The organism is Gordonia sp. CPCC 205515, from assembly GCF_048537925.1.
GTDB lineage: Bacteria > Actinomycetota > Actinomycetes > Mycobacteriales > Mycobacteriaceae > Gordonia.
Genome location: NZ_JBCLVJ010000029.1, coordinates 1 through 18,009, shown reverse-complemented (window position 1 = coordinate 18,009; position 18,009 = coordinate 1). Strand labels below are relative to the sequence as shown.

At 61.4% G+C, this 18,009-nt stretch carries 11 protein-coding genes and 2 pseudogenes; 10 read left to right on the top strand and 3 right to left on the bottom strand.

Annotated elements, in window-relative coordinates:
- Positions 1 to 107: 107 nt before the first annotated feature.
- On the bottom strand, positions 108 to 1,073 hold the full coding sequence (locus AAFP30_RS28600; RefSeq protein ID WP_419233451.1) for a nucleotidyltransferase: 966 nt from the start codon (positions 1,071 to 1,073) through the stop codon (positions 108 to 110).
- 400 nt (positions 1,074 to 1,473) lie between these two features.
- Between AAFP30_RS28600 and AAFP30_RS28595 the strand changes: the two genes are divergently transcribed.
- The 3 genes from AAFP30_RS28595 (at position 1,474) to istB (ending at position 6,463) form a co-directional block, all read left to right on the top strand.
- The gene (locus AAFP30_RS28595; protein WP_419233450.1) at positions 1,474 to 3,840 is read left to right on the top strand and encodes a hypothetical protein; all 2,367 of its coding nucleotides are present in this window, start codon (positions 1,474 to 1,476) and stop codon (positions 3,838 to 3,840) included.
- Positions 3,841 to 4,154: 314 nt separating this feature from the next.
- On the top strand, positions 4,155 to 5,672 hold the full coding sequence (gene istA, locus AAFP30_RS28590) for an IS21 family transposase (RefSeq protein ID WP_419233449.1): 1,518 nt from the start codon (positions 4,155 to 4,157) through the stop codon (positions 5,670 to 5,672).
- A complete protein-coding gene (gene istB, locus AAFP30_RS28585) occupies positions 5,669 to 6,463 on the top strand; it encodes an IS21-like element helper ATPase IstB (protein ID WP_419233448.1) in 795 nt (264 codons plus the stop codon). Before istA ends, istB begins: the two co-directional genes overlap by 4 nt.
- A 274-nt stretch (positions 6,464 to 6,737) precedes the next feature.
- On the opposite strand, the gene AAFP30_RS28580 is transcribed toward istB, so the two are convergent.
- A complete protein-coding gene (locus AAFP30_RS28580; RefSeq protein WP_419233447.1) occupies positions 6,738 to 7,418 on the bottom strand; it encodes a hypothetical protein in 681 nt (226 codons plus the stop codon).
- A 646-nt stretch (positions 7,419 to 8,064) separates the two neighbouring features.
- Between AAFP30_RS28580 and AAFP30_RS28575 the strand changes: the two genes are divergently transcribed.
- From AAFP30_RS28575 to AAFP30_RS28555, 5 genes and pseudogenes are all read left to right on the top strand, one after another.
- Positions 8,065 to 9,462, top strand: coding sequence for a hypothetical protein (locus AAFP30_RS28575; protein WP_419233446.1), 1,398 nt, complete (start codon positions 8,065 to 8,067; stop codon positions 9,460 to 9,462).
- Positions 9,463 to 9,851: 389 nt separating this feature from the next.
- Positions 9,852 to 10,226: a P-loop NTPase fold protein gene (locus AAFP30_RS28570; protein WP_419233445.1), complete on the top strand. Its 375-nt coding sequence runs from the start codon at positions 9,852 to 9,854 to the stop codon at positions 10,224 to 10,226.
- A 200-nt stretch (positions 10,227 to 10,426) separates the two neighbouring features.
- Positions 10,427 to 11,575, top strand: a complete 1,149-nt coding sequence (locus AAFP30_RS28565) for a CaiB/BaiF CoA transferase family protein (protein ID WP_419233444.1) — start codon at positions 10,427 to 10,429, stop codon at positions 11,573 to 11,575.
- Positions 11,576 to 11,931: 356 nt separating this feature from the next.
- Positions 11,932 to 12,469, top strand: a pseudogene (locus AAFP30_RS28560) (ATP-binding protein); the annotation flags it as partial.
- A gap of 143 nt (positions 12,470 to 12,612) precedes the next feature.
- Positions 12,613 to 12,843 (top strand): annotated as a pseudogene (locus tag AAFP30_RS28555) (IS3 family transposase); the annotation flags it as partial.
- Positions 12,844 to 13,066: 223 nt separating this feature from the next.
- Here the strand turns inward: AAFP30_RS28555 and AAFP30_RS28550 are convergent.
- Positions 13,067 to 14,866 carry a hypothetical protein gene (locus AAFP30_RS28550; RefSeq protein WP_419233443.1) on the bottom strand — a complete coding sequence of 600 codons (1,800 nt, stop codon included), beginning with the start codon at positions 14,864 to 14,866 and terminating at the stop codon, positions 13,067 to 13,069.
- Between the two features lie 116 nt (positions 14,867 to 14,982).
- Between AAFP30_RS28550 and AAFP30_RS28545 the strand changes: the two genes are divergently transcribed.
- Both AAFP30_RS28545 and AAFP30_RS28540 read left to right on the top strand, forming a co-directional pair.
- Positions 14,983 to 15,189 (top strand): hypothetical protein, encoded by a 207-nt coding sequence (locus AAFP30_RS28545; protein WP_419233442.1) that lies wholly within the window; start codon positions 14,983 to 14,985, stop codon positions 15,187 to 15,189.
- Positions 15,186 to 16,976: a zinc-ribbon domain-containing protein gene (locus tag AAFP30_RS28540; protein WP_419233441.1), complete on the top strand. Its 1,791-nt coding sequence runs from the start codon at positions 15,186 to 15,188 to the stop codon at positions 16,974 to 16,976. Before AAFP30_RS28545 ends, AAFP30_RS28540 begins: the two co-directional genes overlap by 4 nt.
- Positions 16,977 to 18,009: the final 1,033 nt, after the last annotated feature.

The window sequence follows — 18,009 nt, the reverse complement described above, 5'->3', positions numbered from 1 at the left end:
CCACCGTAGATTGGGGAAGCGCGCCCCAACGTCCTGGAGGTCTCGCGCATAGCGGACTTGATCTCGATCGCGCCACCTGCGTTGAGTCGCAGCGAGTCTTTGAGTGGTCATCCCTGCGGTGCGTCTCGAACTCGTCGTGGGGCTGTCACTGCCGGAGCGCTATACGGTGGGTTCGGCTGACTCTCGGGCCCGGGAAAATCCGTGCCGAAGACCTGTCGCCACCAAAACTTCGCGGTGTCGGTGTCGCCGTCATCGCCCGCGGCACACGCGAGTCGCGCGTTATCGGCGGCCGACGAGAGCGCAGCCGATACAGCAGCGGTATCGAGATCGGTTTGTACAGAACCACAGAATCGCGCTGGGTCTTCCACTCCGTAGAACACTTCCACCGCCGCTGCTGCGAAGAACTCTCGAAGTGCTGTCGCTCGATTCCGGTTAGTGGGCAGGCACTTGAGGGCAAGGACCTCCATGACTAACGACTTGATCTTCGTGTCCTGGTCAAGTCGCCAGTCCTTAAGTACCCGGACCATGGGTCGGAAGTAGCTCCACTTTCGTTGCCGATCAGCAACCTCCGCGATCAGGTACTCGGGGTCTGCCTCAGTCCAACTCTGGCTGCTGATACTGGGCAACAGGAGTGTGCCGGTAGGCGACCGTAACGCCGGCATTGCGTCGACCGTGAAAGCATCGTCTGAATCTGGCGGATCGATAAAGCACTTCACCGCGCGATCTCGTCCGGCGACCCGCGTCTCACGGACCAATTGGTCAATGGTGCCGCTCATTCCGAGCAACCTCGTGACTTCGGCCTGCACATGCCGAACCGCAGCCTCTGCAGAGCCACCGGGCTGGCCCCAATCCTGATGCCGCTCCGGATCGTAAACGAGGACGAGGTCAACATCGTGCACTGGTTTGAGCTGCGTGCTCCGAGCTAGTGAGCCTGACCCGAAGCAGTCGAGGACGTCTGCTTGCGACTTGAACGCACCCTTGAAGGTATCGCGGCGTTCTCGTGCAAGCCTGACCTGGCTGATGTCGGCGTTCACGGTGCGCTGGTATTGTTCGAACGCTCCGTCGATTGTCACAAGCCTCCTACGAACGGGTGAGGCAGAATTACATCGATGTGACTCTGGCTCTCGGCGTTCATCCTACTCGCGCACACCGACACAACTGCTGCACCAGGCTCGGAGACCGTTCCACTGTCGGCGCGACCACGGCCGAGGCGACGCTCGTCGAGACTCGTTTCGGTAAGGCGGCATCGGCCTACCGACAGATCACAACGCAGTAGACCCTCGCGCTCGCGTGACGGGCAGTCTGCTACCGGTGCGTTCTCTCCCCCCGACACGCGGCCCGCCGCGCGGGCATGCCGTCGCTGGTACCGTGAGCCGACGCACCGACCTCCAGTGCGGCTCCGCACCTGTGGCGATCGCGGAAGCGGGGCACACCTGCAAACGGCAGTTCGCCCAAATGCCTTAGAGTTCCGTCGTGGCAGGAAATCGAAGTGATCGCGATGCAATCACGGCGAGCGGTCAGTCGCTGAGGCAGGAAATCCTGACCCTAGGGCTCCGAGTTCCTCGGGTCGTTCTGGTGTTCCCTGGCGACGTGCCGAACTGGACCTGGTATGCGAGGGTGTGTCTACACCTTGCATCACAGGTGTGGGGAGGCAGCGGATTCACGTTCGTGTCCCACAGCGCAGGCGTGGTCGACACGACCCTACTCAGGGCCGTTCGCGCCTACGATCCTGACTACGTCCTGATGTTGCCCACACAACTCGCCACTCACGACTGCGAATCGGCATGGTCGTCGATCGCCGCAGCCTGCGGTTGCTACCGGCAAATCAAGGCTCCTACCCCACTGACGCCTGGCCCCGCCGATCTACCTATCCGACACTGGTCAGGCACCGCGCATGGATCACTCGTCAGTGTCACAGACCTTGACGATGACGCTCACGATTGGAATGTGACAGTCGGCGGTCCGGTCGCCGACGCCGGCCTCCTTGGTCTGGCGGTGGCGGCCAGATGGGGACAGCGCGCTGAGCCGACGGAGGCGAGCGGACCCGAACTCGACGTTGCCGAACGCCGCCGCATCATTCGTGCTGTGTTCTCGGCTGAATTTCCGGTGACCGACTGTAGGCCCTTGACCAGCTATCCGACCGCTGATGACCCTCTCCCCTCAGACTTCGACCGCACACGTGTCGCCCTCACAGATGTCGCACGAGCTGGTCTCGGCATGAAATCGACTGTCGTCTATGGTGATTCAGCGGACGACTTCAGTCTGGCGACCATTATCGATCGCACCTACGGGTGCGGTATGTGGCTTCCCTCGGAATGGTGGGCTGACCAGAATCACAGGCACACCATCGAACAAGTCGTGCATTACCCCCGAAACCTCCATGAGTCTGGCAGCAATCAAGTGACCTCCCTGTCCGAATCCCCAGACAGACAAAGCGCATTCGCCGAGGAACTCAGGTTGACTCAGCCAATCTTTTATTCCGCGGATGGCGAGCAACTTGTCCCCGGAAAGGTCGTCGACGTCACCCCACCTGCTTTGCTGCAGTTTACGTCTGGAACCTCTCGGCATCTAGCAATCGGAGATCAGTTCTTCGGACAGTCGTCTGTCGCTGTCGCAATAGGGCATGGAGGTAGCGCAGACCTCGCAACCATTCCGCCACTTCCGGTCGTCACCAACACATCACTGCCGTCGAGCAGGCTATCGTGGCAAGTAGATGCGACTCTGGGTGGGCGTGAATTTCCAAGTGGTCGAGCCATTCGATCGGAAAGCCTTGTCAGCTCACACTCAGACTTGGATAGGTATCACACCAAGATCCGGATCGGCCGGGGGAACACGATCTCGTATGAGGCGCAACGCTTTAACTTTGTGCCTGCTAATCCGACTCCCGAGCAACGCCTCGCCCGCCCTCGATTGTCTTTTCCGTCCTTGTGGTCGTGGATTGAAATGCGAGCCGCTCTGCGAGACATGACAATCCAAGTGTCTGCGGCTGGTCGCTACAGTGATGTCGTCGCGACGAGGCTAGGTGGGCGCAGCGTACTGCGCGAGGTAATTGGTTCGGGTTCGCTGCCAGCACTCGCGGCGTTCCTCCGATCCGGCGCGTCATCGGATGCGTACGATCCGGCACATGGATGCGTAGTTCGCAACGAGGGCTATTTGACGTTTTCCGGATTCGCCGAGTTCAGTGAAGAGTCGAGAGAAGACGTCCGTAGACGCGTGGATCAGCTGATTACGGCTGGACTTCTGGTTCGAGGACTGGTTCTAGGGTGCAGTTCTTGTTCCTACGTCGCGTTCTACCCGTTGTCGGTGTTGAGTGCGGATTTCACCTGCCAACGGTGTCTCGACACCAATTCGTTGACGCAACCGCGTTGGCGTCAGCCAATCGATGAGCCTGCATGGTTCTACGATCTCAACCCAGCGTTTCGTTTTCTCATCAAGGAGAATGGTCAGTATCCGCTGGTTCTCGCCAATTACCTGGAGCGAAATTCAAGCCGTCAATACGCCGACGTTGTCGAGTTCGAAGTGATATCTGAAGGAAAGAAGCAGCATGAGACTGATCTCGCCGCGTTCGCTGACGACGAACTCATCGTTGCCGAGGTCAAGAACGCAAACTGCATTGGATCGACCTCGACGGAGAGGCGCGCGGCCGCCCGCAAACGTGTCCGAGCTGCCCAGATGATCGAGGCAGACCAGATCCTTCTTGCAACAACGCATGACGAGTGGGAACAGTCGTCAGTCGCCGCGATCCAGGCAGCGATCGAGGAAGCTCAATGGAACCCGAGCCCGCCTCGTTTGCGGGTGATCACGAAGCTGGGTACGGATGATGCGCAGTGCGGTGAGTAATCTAATGATCCGACGGGACGCCGAGTCCGAAGGCCGGGGAACCGCCCGTTTCTACCTGAACTAGCTGGTAGAGACGTTGTCGGAACATTTGACAGCGGTTTTGAACAGAATCTGGAGCCGCGAAATTCACCTCGGATGGCAAGCCGCAGGTGTGAATGGCCATGAGAAAGTCCCCACTGGTGGCCAGATCGAGGTCCCCGGTGGTGGCCAGATAAAAGTCCCCGCCTTGTGTTCGACGTGTCGAACCTGTGATGGAAGCCCAGACGGTGACGGTGAAGGTGCCAACCGATCACCATCACCGCCCGGGAGTTCCATTGTTGACTGCGAGGGACCAAATGGACATCATCTCGACCTACCGCGATGTCGGTAGCTATCGTGGGACCGCTGAGATCTGCGGTACCACTCACAAGACCGTCAAGCGTGTCGTGGAGCGTTTCGAGGCCGGCCAGTCCGGCCAGGCACCGCCGCCACGCAAGCAGCGGGTCAACAACTATCAGGCGGTGACCGATCTGGTCGCGCACCGCGTAGCGAAGTCCCAGGGCAGGATCACCGCCAAGCGGTTGCTGCCGATCGCGCGAGCAGCCGGCTACACCGGCTCAGACCGCAATTTCCGGCGGCTGGTGTCGCGGACGAAAGCCCAGTGGCGGCGCAGCCAGTACTCGGGGCGGCGGCCGGCGGTGTGGACCCCGGGCGATTATCTGGTGATCGACTGGGCCACCGTGGGTGGGCTGCACGTGTTCTGCGCGGTGCTGGCATTCTCCCGCTGGCGGTTCGTGCGGTTCGCTACCGATGAAACAGCAACCACCACTTTGGGTTTCATCGCCCAAGCTGTCGAGGAGATCGGCGGCGTACCCAAGCGGGTGTTGGCTGATCGGATGGCGTGCCTCAAGGGTGGGGTCGTCGCCAACGTGGTCGTGCCGACCCCGACCTACATCCGGTTTGCCACCCACTACGGGTTCGCGCCGGATTTCTGCCACGGCGAGGACCCCGAGTCCAAGGGCATCGTGGAGAACCTATGCGGCTATGTGCAGTCGGATCTGGCGCAACCATTGTGGACCGAAGCCAAGATCGCCGCCGGCCGCGACGACATCGCACTCGATGTGCATGAGGCGAACCGGGCGGCGGTGGGCTGGTGTGTGGAGGTCAACACCCGCCGCCACACCGACACCTGCCAGATACCCGCCGAGCAGTTGCTGATCGAGCGGGATGTGTCGGCGCCGTTGCCCTCTCTACGGGCCGAGGTCGGCCCGCCGCCGGTGACCCGCAAGGTCGACAAGCTGTCCTGTATCCGGTATGCCTCGGTGCGGTACTCGGTGCCGACCCGACTGGTGGGCACCACCGTGCGGCTGGTGCAGGACGACGGTCGGCTGCTCATCGTTGATGCCAGTGGTGAGGTGGTGGCCGATCACCGGTTGGGTGCGCCGGGTGAGGTGGTGCTCGATGACGCCCATTACGGTGGTGCGCGGAAACCTCCGAGCCGGGCGCCACGTCCGAAAACTAATGCGGAGAAACAGTTTTGCGCGATCGGCGAGGTGGCTGAACAGTTCCTGGTGGGGGCGGCGGCCATCGGCAACACCCGACTGGGCGGTGAGATCGATGAACTCCTCGCGATGGCGACTGCCCACGGCGCCGAGCAGTTCGGTGCGGCGTTGACCCGGGCGGTGGCGTTCCGCAGGTTCAAAGCCGCCGACGTGCGCTCGATCCTGGCTGCCGGCCCCGGTACACCCAATCCGCGCCCGGCCGGTGACGCGCTGGTCACCGAGCTACCCCAAGCACCGACCCGTGATCTGCAGCGTTACAAGGTCACCGGCACCGACGAGGTGGTGTCATGAGCACCACCGCGAAGTCGCCGAAACCAGTTGCACCGCAGGAGATACCACCCCTGGCCGCGGATCTGGACATGGCGTTGCGCAGGCTGAAACTGGCCGCGATCCGCCACCTGGCACCCGAGGTGCTGCTGACGGCGAGAACCCAACGCTGGACACCCGAGGAACTCATCCGCACCCTGGTGGAGGCCGAGATCGCCGCCCGTGATGCCTCCAACATCCGCAACCGACTCAAAGCCGCAGGCTTCCCGGTCGCCAAAACGTTGGACAGTTTCGATGTGGCCGCCTCCTCGATCCCGGCCAACACCTTCGCCTACCTCGAATCGCTGGAATGGATACGCGCCCAACACAATCTGGCACTGATCGGGCCCGCCGGCACCGGCAAGAGTCACACCCTGATCGGGCTCGGGATCGCCGCGGTGCACGCCGGGTACAAAGTCCGCTACTTCACCGCGGTCGACCTGGTCGAAACGCTCTACCGAGGCCTGGCCGACAACACCGTCGGCAAGATCATCGAAACCCTGCTGCGCCAGGACCTTCTCATTGTTGACGAAATGGGATTCGCGCCGCTCGACGACACCGGCACCCAACTACTGTTCCGGCTCGTCGCCGGCGCCTACGAACGCCGCTCCCTGGCCATCGCCAGTCACTGGCCCTTCGAACAATGGGGCCGGTTCCTGCCCGAACACACCACCGCCGCCAGCATCCTCGACCGGTTGCTCCATCATGCGACCACCGTCATCACCGACGGCGATTCCTACCGCATGACCCACCGAACGGAGGCGCCCCACCACTAAACCAACCGCACAGGGCGGGGACTTTTACCTGGCCACCAGCGGGGACATCAAACTGGCCGTTGACAGCAGGTCAGGCTGTCGGTGTTTGCCACTCCCCCTGCTCGGTCACAGATTCGTTGTTGTCAGCTGTCAACGAGATTGGCGAATTGTCATGGATTCATGTTCGACTTTCACGAACTTGGCGAGCGATGAAAAAGTTCGTGCCACTTTGGGGTTCTCGGGTGGTGGGACTCGAAGAACCTCGGTGTCCGCGCATCGCGCACGATCTCGGTACTCAGCCGCCGGAACGGCGACTCCGATTCGTTTCATGCTGCGCGAGGAAAGTGGCGATCGCTGCTCCCATGATCCTGGCGTCCGGCAGGTCGAGGCTGAGCTCGGGCATGCGCAGGGCGATGTCCCACCCTTCCTCGTCGTCGTAGCCCCGAAAGCGTTCGATGTCGGCGGGGGTGGTGTCGCGTGAAAGAGTTGCGGTGAAATGAACTTCGCCGTCCTCGCAGAGCGCTGCCAGCCGGGTCACAAGATCTTTGCGACCGTCGTTAGCTATGCTCCAGTAATCGATTGTGTGTCGGTACAAGTAGCCGAGGCAACGATCTTCTTTATCTCCGCCCTGCGAAGCCGGGAGTGCGATGGATACAGCGTCGCTGTCGAATGGGTTGTCGGGACGAGGTATCAGTACAACCGGCACGGAGATGCGTCCCACACCGACACTGTTGCCGGCGAAGGCGGCGTCCGCGAACTCCACCAAACGACGATCGTAAACGCCTTCACCATCGTTGTCTCTGATCGAGGCCCACGACACCCCGCCCGGATTGATCATGCCGGCCGGTGGAAGCGTGACGGTTCTACCGTCCCATTCAATCGCGTAGAGCCTCACGTCAGGCTCGCGCGCGAGTCCCGGCGTTCTCGGCATTGCGGTTCTGCAGTGGGCGGTGCGCTCGGCGGCGTCTCCAACCATGAAGTCTCACAGACGAAGCGGGCTGACAAGATACTTAGCACTGGCAGACTCCTGGTACAAGAAGCCGGAACAACCCCGGCATATCGCGAGAAATGCAGGGATCGGTCTCGGCGATCGACCGACCCCAGTGACGACGGTAGTCGAGGGAATCGTGTTTGAGTAACTCGGCCTGGTAGTGGTGCGTTCGCTGATCATGAGACGCGTCCACGGACGCCTGCCCCCCGCTTCAGGGCGTGCTCGTCCATGGGGGAAGTCTGCAGCATTGAGCAATCTGCAGCATTGAGCAAGTCGGGTCTGCCATGAACGACAACTTGAGTCCGTCTGATCGACCCTTGCCACGCTTGATGCGCCGGTTGCCCATGTGGTGATCATCTCTCGCTGGCCCGACAGTTTGTCGGCAACCCCGTTGGGACACTGCGGCATCCGATACTCGGCGCCCGAGCGCCGGCGGAAGCATTTCTGAGCAGGCCACCATTGCTAATGGTGGCAAGTTCTTTGCCCACGCGAAGGGACCGCCTTTGTCTGATAACGACTGGATGACGGGACTCCCCGATTACCAGATTTACGACCAATGGCCCGAGGTGGCGTCGGTGGTCTTCTTCGACTCTGAACCGTGATAGTGGGCAAAAGCCACTACGATGCGGGTGTGACCGACGAACCCAATCATGTCGACGTCGCTGGTTCGATTCCGCCGGGTGAGTACCCATGTATCTGGAGCGTCGATGGGCGAGACGTGTCCGGGTCTATCGATCTTCGTGGGAATGGTGCGCCGGTGGGGACTGCACGAGTGGTCCTCGATCCGAACGTCACCAGACTGCCCTACGAACGAACCTACGCGGTGCTTCGCGGGTTCATCGAGGACCAAAATGCCTATGTAGCTTTGACGGAAGTGGCCGCGGTCACTTGGTTCGGCGGCCAGGCGCTCCTGCATGCTGCCGCTGCAATTGTCGGACGAGGTCAGCCGCTTCCCGATGATCTACGGTTCGACCAGATGACGGCACAAGTGACCAACCTCGACTATTTCTCGGGAGTGGCACCACTCAGTAATCAGGAGATTCCAACTTCTGAAGGAAGCCATAGGCGATGGGGAGCCACAGCAACGGAGTTGAGTCGTGAATGGCTAGGGACACGCGGATCGGCTACGTTTTGCTACAGCTACAAATCAACCATTGACCCGTTCTTACTGTCAGTGCGGTTTGCTCCGTGGTTAGTGATCAAAAGCAGTGAGCCGCTTGATGTTCGGGTTTGGCACGAGCAGTGGTGCTATCCGCTTGTTCAACTAATTGCCGCTTCGACGGGCAAGCCGGAAAAGTTGACTCATATGAGGGTCGGCAGGCTCGACGGAACCGAGTACACCGTCTACGCGAAGCCGATCACACAACAGCCATACAACGCGGTGAAGCAATCCAGACTCTTGCTCGCATTCACCGCCGACGACCGACAGTTCTCGCTCGCCTCCGCCCTGGAAAAGTGGGGCGATCTGCATGACGATGGGCATCCATTGATGCTGGGGTACAACGCGTTTGCCTTGGCTCCTGACCAGAATCCACGCGGAAGACTGCTGCTACTCTTACAGCTACTTGAAGCGAGCTACGGATTCGAGAATCGCGATCAGGTCGAGATCGACCAAATTGCCCATGGCGAGGATCGCGCCGCACTGATCGAGAAACTCAGAGCGATGAGGGACGAGCAGATCCTCACGTCAAGAGAGTTCCTTCTGGCAAAATCAATGCCGAAGGTGGTCTACCCAACCCTTGAACGAGCACTGCGACACTACCTGAATGAACACTCCAACCTGAGCACGGAAATTCATCTCGCCGAGATTCCGGCTGTTGCGGCTCTTATTTCAGCGAATGGTGCGTCGTCAACCATCGATGCGCTACGAGTGATCCGCAACGGGCTCTCGCATGGCACGGTCAACTACAGCGACGATGACCTGCGAGAACTAACCAAATACCTGCATCCCGTTGCGCGCGCAGAGTTCCTACGACTACTCGGAGCCACCTTTGAGCCTAAGTCGCTGGATTGGTGGCAATGGGCGTAACGCAAGCGCGCGAACGGGTATCGCTCTTCTCAGAATCATGTAGCGGTGCACGACGACACTGACTGTGGCGCCGAGGTTACGGGACTCAAGAATTCCTTCCGGGTGCGCTCACCGAGACCGCGGCCCCTGCTGTCTCGTCGGTCGTGACCTCTGCGTCGGTTTCCGGATCGGGCACAGTGCGAAGGTGTGGAGCAAATCGCTTCGTCTCCGCGTGACCGGATGGTGGTGACGTGGTCACGCTCGCGTCGGAACGTGACGAGCGCTGTCCGGATCGCTTAAGTTGAGCATCTTGCTCCCTGCAGCCGCGAGTTGACCTGCCAGTTGGGGTCTGCCACCACTGTCTGGGTGCTCCTGCGGCGCTACCAAACCCGCCCCTAGAGTAGGTATCGATGAACACCACCTGGAACGATGCGCCGATTACCTCCTGCGCCGACGATGAGTTCGGACGCGCCGGTTACGCCATCCACACTGCGGACCTCATCGCAGCGAGCCACACATGGGACGACAGCATCGTCTTCGGCCTCACCGGGCCCTGGGGCAGCGGCAAGAGCTCGGTGGTGGCGATGATCTGTGAACAGCTGCAAAACCGACACTCGGGTGGGGGGTGGCTCGCTTCACTCCGTGGGCAACCCCGCGGACAGCGACGGAATGACCAATGCGCTCGCCCTTGTGACGTTCAAGCAAGCGGTCTTCGGCCGCTTCGAAAGTTACTGCCTGTGGCGCCCATCACGCGTTGGAGAAATGCACCACGTCCCCCGGCATGAACTGTGCGATCACACCGCAGCGTCGACCCTGAGTCATGCGCACGCCACGAGCCCGCCTCATTGCAGAAAACGCCAACCCAGTGGTTCAGCTCTCGTAGGTCTACCCGACGCGCACCCGACTGCCCCGGCCCTAACGTCGACAACACAGCCTCGTCGCGAAACTAAGGAGCCCGCAATTGAATACGACATCGTCAGTCGCCGTGACCGAACGCGGCGCCGGTCCTCTGAACGGCCTGAGGGTGGTCGAGGTGGGACACGCCGTCTGCGCCCCGCTCTGCGCCCGACATCTCGCCGACCTGGGCGCCGACGTGATCAAGGTCGAAGCGCCCGGCGGCGACCTCGCGCGGCGATATGACGATGTCGTCGGCGGCGACTCCGCGTACTTTGCCTGGGCCAACTATGGAAAACGGAGTGTCGTGCTCGATCTGCGCTCGGAATCTGGTCGCGCGGACTTCACCGCGCTGATCGCCGGCGCCGACGTACTGATCCACAACCTGGGCCCAGGCGCAATGAACCGCCTGGGGTTCAGCGGCGAGAACCTGGCACAAACCAATCCCCGACTCATCGACTGCGCCATATCCGGCTACGGGACATCTGGACCGATGGCCGAACGTAAAGCGTTCGATCTGCTCGTCCAAGGAGAAGCCGGACTGATGTCGGTGACGGGCACCCAAGACGGGCCGGCCAAGGTCGGCATCTCGATCGTGGACATGTGCACAGCGATGTACGCGCTCTCCGCGATTCAGGCCGCACTGATCGGCCGAAGCACCAGCGATAGAGGGCGTCGCATCGACATTTCCATGCTCGATTGTCTCGCCGAATGGATGATGGCCCCAGCCTTCCATCAGATCCACACCGGGAAATCACCTCGCCGAGAAGGCGCACGACACAACATGATGGTGCCTTACGGGCTCTACCGAACCGGCCCATCCACATCGGTCAATTTCGCCATACAGACCACGAATCACTGGCAGGTTCTGTGCGAGGAGGTTCTCGAGGCACCCGAGCTCACCGATCACCCTGACTACGCCAACAACGCCGACCGCGTCCGTAACCGTGTCGACCTCGAACCCGAGATCGAGAAGCGGCTGTGGTCCATCGGACATGACCAGGCGCTCGAACGCCTACTCGCCGCGGGCATTCCGGTGGGCGAAGTCAACGATCTCGCCGGCCTCGTTGACCATCCACAACTCGCCGCGCGTGATCGATGGATGACGATACGAACCCAAGGAGGGCCCGCGCCCACAGTTCGACCGCCGTTCAACCTCATTGATCCTGACGAGGCTACACAACCTGCCGTGCCCTCTCTGGGTGAACACACCGACAGCGTGCTATCCGAATTGCGGTGACAGACAGCACCCTGTGCTCCAAGAGAGCCTAACCATGTAGAAGACCGTTCGTGTGAGTAATTTCATTGCGGCACATTAATTCTCGTCATTCGGAGGCGCTGAGCCCGGGGTGTATCTGACCGATGCCGTGTTGGTGATGGGTAGAGGAACCACTCGAGTGGCGTCAGGGATAGGCGACCCGAGGCGCGCCGTGTGATCGCCGCTAGCGGCGCCAAGACCTCTGCTCGCCTCGTCGCCGACTGTGCCCATTGCAGTCGGCGACGGTCCCAATGCCGCGTGAGTTCGGTGCGGTCTGACACAGGTCCACGAGCGATGCAGGAGACCGATGAACGTGGCACTACTGTCGTCGCACGGCAGACGATTTACGCTATGACCGCACCCTGCTCGAGGACCTCACCACGCTGCGGTTCATCGATGCCGGACATTCTGCGATCCTCCTCGGCCCCGTCGGAGTCGGCAAAACACATCTGGCAAACGCGTTGGGCCACATGGCCATCGGCCGCCACAAAACTGTGTTGTTCGCGCGGGCGGACAAACTGTTCCACCGCCTCAAAGCCGCCCGCCTCGACAACAGCGTCGAGGCCGAACTCCGTCGCATCACCGCCGTGGACGTCCTGATCATCGACGACTTCGCGCCACGCAGTCTCGACGCGACGGAAACAAACGACTTCTACGAACTCGTCGTCGAACGCCACCAGCACAAGACGACGATCATCGCCTCCAACCGCGAACACGCCGAATGGCTCACCATGACCGCCGACGCACTCCTGGCCCAATCAGCCATCGACCGACTCACCTCACGCGCTCACACACTCGTCATCGAAGGCCCGTCCTACCGCCAACGACACCGCCCCGGACTTGACCGTCACGACCCCGAACGAGCATCCTCAATAACGCGCCAAGGTGGTCCCATGCTCGTGGCAAATCAGATGGTCCCATAGCGGTGGCAAATGACAACGGGAGGCTCGCCTTCTTTGGCGGAGCCACGGGGGTGGGGAAATTAGATGAGCATCACTGGGGAATTTTCTTGAGCGCCGTCAACACCGCTGGTGACCAGCGTTCTCGAACAAGACTTGTTTGCCCCGTCGTAGATCTGACTTCTCCTTTACCCCAACAGTCTTGGTGCATCTTAGCGATGCGGGAAGTGAGTACGCATGCATCGCGTTCACCAAAGAATTGCGTGACGCACACATCACCGGGTCCATAGGATCGTCGGCGATGCCCTCGATAGTGCGCCCATGGAGTCGGCGATCGGCCTGTGCAAGACCTTTGCCGAGGTTCTTGAACAGACTTCGTGCTCACTGTGTTCACGCAAAATGGCAAACCCCAGGTCGGCCTGCGTTGTCACTCTCCCTGCTCGTTCACACTCTTCAAACGGCCATCCATTGTGGCACGACGTCTGATCTCGAACGGGCGCGCCATCACCTTCCTGAGACCGGACAGGCGGCTGTCAGGTTTTGCAATGCGATCACCCCCGGCGATGGTTCTTCGCTAAGCGCTTTGGTTCTCCTCCGTGGCCAGCCATGGCCGATCCAACCATGGTTCGTCGATTCCGTCGAGATTCCACCCGACGAACCATCGGTCGGCGTAGTCGTGGGGAGCTGTGTCGGCGAGGTAGATGAAGAAGTAAGGATCGTCCCCTGGGCGCAAGACGAAGTGGCGGCCACTGTTCTCATGACGTTCAAGAGCTTCGACGATGTTGCTGCCGTTCTCAACCCATGTTTCTGGGTGCACGGCGATCGCCTCGCCGAGATCGAAGTCTCGGCCGGCAATTGGGGCGACATACCGTCCCGCGGGACACAGGCGATACTGCCGTGTTGTCAAAATCTTGCGCACGTCCTCGTTGATTGGTGAGTCTTCGGGGATGTGACCAATTACGCCTTGGGCCAACGGTGATGCGACGATGTGGCCACTGATCAGTTGGCGGGCGACGCGAGCGTGCACCCGGTCGTCCACGCTGAAACTGTCTGGGAATGTCATGTTCTGTCGCGAGTGGTCGAGGACTTTGGCCAGGTCGTCGGCGAAGTTCCAGATCAGAGCCACTTCCTTGAATTCGTTGTCGTCGATTTCCTGTGCTGGGCGGCTGTACTTCGTCAGGAGTCTCCCATCGAGAAGAAACTCAGCTTCTTGCTCGACGTGCAGTCTCAGAACGGTTTCTAGTAGCTGTGCCACGGCGCGAGGACTCAACCCATGTGGGTCGTATCCCACTGTCATCGTTGTCGCGCCTGATGATTCTGTATATGGAATCTCGGCGTTGACGGTCAGACGACCGCCGTGAAATGACATCACGCTGGTGATCCCTCGGGTGCCATGGTGGACCTCCGTTGTCGTTCCCTCTTGGGTCGCAACGATCTCCCCGTCGGCGCGGAATCGAATCTCCATGAGCATGCCGACAGCGGGACTGCTCTCGATGGGGAGGCTGGTGACGACCAGGTGCTGAGGGTTGGTCAGTCCGCTCACGATGGGAGGTCCGGAGATTTCAAAGCGGGTGAGCGCAGTACCCGGAATCACGACTTGCGTTGGTGTGCCGTACTCGATTGAGCGGCGGAAGGCCCGTCCGACAGAGGAATTCGAGTCGAGGCTGGTGCCGAAAGTGATGGCGATGGGGCTGCGCTCCGCCGCGTTGTCGTGCAGTGGTCTGAGCGCTTGTACGGACATATTCTCGTGGCGTGCGAAGTCCCATGTCCAGTCGGGGTCGGTTGAATCGATCAGCTCGCCCAGATCAGAGATGCGCTTGGCGAGGTCGGTTGCGGGGGAATCGAGGAAGGCTCTCCTTTCCCGTTCGAAGATTTCGCGGGTGTGTCGAACGTGGTCAAGTGTCAGCCATCGGTCGACCTCGGGGTAATCGATGAGCATCTGGTCAAGTTCTGCTCGACCGATACGGTCGCTCGTCGGTCGCCGCTTCCCGTGGGGAGTCTCGTCCGGTAGTGAACGCACGAAACGCTTTTCGGAGTTGGTGTGGTTGCGCGGGGTCACCAAGACCCATTCGTGTGGCTCGTGGTTGTTCACCGCCTGCTTGAACGACTTCTTGACTTCGGTCCTTCGAGGCTTCCAACCGCCGGACATTCCCTCGGGGTAGTACTTCAACTGGTAGATGACCAAGCGGCCGTCCGGATAGGTGACGCCGACATCCATACCTCCATCGCCGCCTCTACCGTCAATCGCCTCTACCTTCGCGATGCCGCGGAACTTGCGCAGCAGAAGCGTTTCCACAATGCGGTCGTACCACGGCTGATCGAGTCTGGTCCATTGGATCTTGTCCCCTCCTGCCTCGCGACCACCCATCGTCATGCTGTGAGCATACGAAAGCGCCGACGTAACGTCCCCCACGCAGTCGTCCACGCTGGTGACGATGATGAACGTCCCCGCGTTTGGTGCACACCTCGTTGCGAGGGAGGGTTGGCATCATGCCTACGAAGTACGACGAGGCGACCCGGGCCAAGGCCGTGCGGGTGGGTGGCCGGCCCACCGTCGTCACCACCGACAAACGCGCCGCCATCTTGGCCCGCCACGACCGCGACGAGTCCATCCGCGACATCGCCGCCAGCGTCGCGGTGTCGGTCGGTATGGTGCACTGGGTGATCACCGTCGGACAGGCGAGGCAGACTGCATGACCACGTCCACCCCGTGTGCCGTCGACGGGTGCGATGAGACTGCGGCCTTCCGCTCCCGCACCCGGCCGGCATGGTGCCAGCCCCACCTCGCCGAGATCCTACGCACCGCGGGCCTCGAACCGCTCGAACCGGTCGCAAAGCGGGACTCGTGGACACTCATGCGCTGCCTGAGCTGCGGCTGTGAGCAGCACCTGCGCCTGCAATACGTGCTCGACAAGCTCCCGATGAAGTCCGACGAGCCGATCTGCCAGGCCTGCCACTGGCGTCAGTGGGCCCATTGGGCCCGCTCGATGTCGGGTGAGGGCATGATTCCCGTCGACCTCGACGAGGTGCGGGCACTCGCCGAGGCCAATCACCTCGACTACCTGGGGCCGCTCACCTCACCATCATTGCCCGACGACCCCCATCGCACCCGCTGCCGCGACTGCGGCAAGATCAGCGCCGAGCGCGTCGGCGACATGGGATGGGGTTGCACCTGTCGGCGCAACCCCAAGCGCCAGAGCATACCGGCCAAGTCACCGACTGCGAACCTCCTGCGCACCTCCGACAGCGAGGCACTGTCGTGGTGGGATCACGACGGCAACGCTGAATCGCTCTGGGAAACCGCCAAACTGAAGTCGCCCAAGACCGCGGCGTGGAAGTGCCCCGAGTGTGGCCACCACTTCACCGCCGTCATCCGCGACATGACCAAGCAGCCGGCCTGCCCGCCGTGCGCCGAGCGCCGGCTGCGCGAGTACCGCGACTGGCTCGCCTCGTTCGAAGGCAAGACCGTCGCAGACGTCCCCGAACTCCTCAAAGCCTGGGACGACGAGATGCACCCCCGCTTCGCCCGCATCCTCGACGGCGCATTCACGACGAACGGCTGGGGTCCGTACTCCCGCGGGTTCCAGCCGCGAGCGACCTATCGCTTCAAGTGCCCGAACGGGCACCACCCACGGATCTCGCCGACATCTTTCCTGGAGCGTGGCTGCCCGTCGTGCCGCAGCAAGACGACCCGTGACCGCAATACCGCGACCGGCCAGTCGAGACTGAGCCCCGAAATCGCCTCCCTGTGGCATCCCGACCGCAACGGCTCCTGGACCGCCGTACAGGCAAGTCGGGAGTCCCGGCGCCTAGCCTGGTGGCGAGACCCCGTGTGCGGTCATGAGTGGCAGCAGACCCCGCGTGAGCGCGACAAGTACACGCGCCGCCGCTGCCCGGAGTGCGATACGGTCCTCGACAGCCTGGCGTGGCACTACCCCGAGATCGCTGCTGGCTGGGCGGCGGAGAACACTTTGTCACCGTGGCAGGTCCGGCCCACCGACACCGAACACCTCGTCACTTGGATCTGTGACACCAATCCCCGTCATCGCTGGACTGCCACACCCGCGTCGATGGTCCGGGGCACCGGCTGCCCGGAGTGCCGGACCACCGGCAAGTCCCGCGTCGAGCTGGACCATCTCGACGCCGCCCGCAAGGTCTTCGGTACCGCGGCATCCGGCGTCAGGGCTCGCACCGACGCCTTCGTACGACGTGCATCGTGGACCGTCGACATCCTGATCACGCTCGCCGACGGCCGACGGGTCGCCGTCGAGTATGACGGCGCCTACTGGCACGCCGACAAGATCGAGCTCGACACCCAGAAGTCACTCGACCTGCTCGCCGAGGGCTTGATCGTCGTCCGACTCCGCGAAGCCCCGCTCCCACCATTGCAGATCGACGCGGAGAGATACCACGAGATCGTCGTCCACAGCTCCGCGCCCCACCCGCTCGGTGTCATGCGGCAGATCCGCGAGTTGCTCAACTAGACCGACAACAAACAACCTCGGCAACGAGATTCGTTGCCGAGGTTGGGCTTTACCAATGCCCAGCGCAGACGGCTGATCCTCACCGACCTTGCTTGCCGAGCCGCCCATCATCTCAATCGCGCTCTTACGCAGTCCTATTGCCGACCGACTCCTTAGTTCCCTCGCGGCGCGATGAGACTCGGCTGGTACCGCCAATCCGCATCCCGCGAGATAGACGGGCCCTGCGCGGCCGCCACGAGACCACCGGGGACCGGCTCGTCGAGCCGTTGCTTGTCGTCCAGGTTGAGCGGGGCATGAAGCCGCACATCCTTGTCGCTGAGTGGGTTTTTCGCTCGAAGGCGATCACGCCGGAAGTGATGAGATGCTGTCATTCCAGCATGCAAACTACCTGGTAGACGCCGTTCCCGAACATTTGACAGCGGTTTTGAACACAAGCCGAAGCCGCCATATTCACCCAGAATGTCAAACCGCAGGTCAGCATGCCGCTGTTTGCCACTCCTCCTGCTCGGTCACACCGGTGTGTGTCGATGATCGCCCAGACTGGCGAAATGTCATCGAGTTGGCGAATCTGGCCGTGGTTTTGTCGGCGTTTGACAACGGTTCGGTCCTGAGTTGAGTCGAGCGCTGACGCGTTGCCGACTAAGCCGTAATTGCGCACCGTCCGGGAGCTGTTGTCCGCCTTGATGTTTATGCCGAGACGACCGAATCTCATCCTGTATTAGACTGACTTCCCGGTCAACTTTGGATCTTCGCGTTTCGTCACTGTGACGCATTGACTGTTTGACGCGGCCGCGGATGTCGGGTCCGGTAATTCTGAGAAGCAAATTCAGAATCGGCCAGTGCTGTGCGTCATCGCAACTTATCGGACATCCGCTTGAGGGTGCCAATCAGATACGCTAATCGAGTGTTCTGACGTCCAGGCCCGTACGGGTTGTGCATCTCTGGCAGGTCCCCGATAACCGGCCCAGTCAGTTCTAGAGCCAGTTCCTACTTGCAGTTGATCAGTCGAACTCACAGCCCACGGGGTGATGCC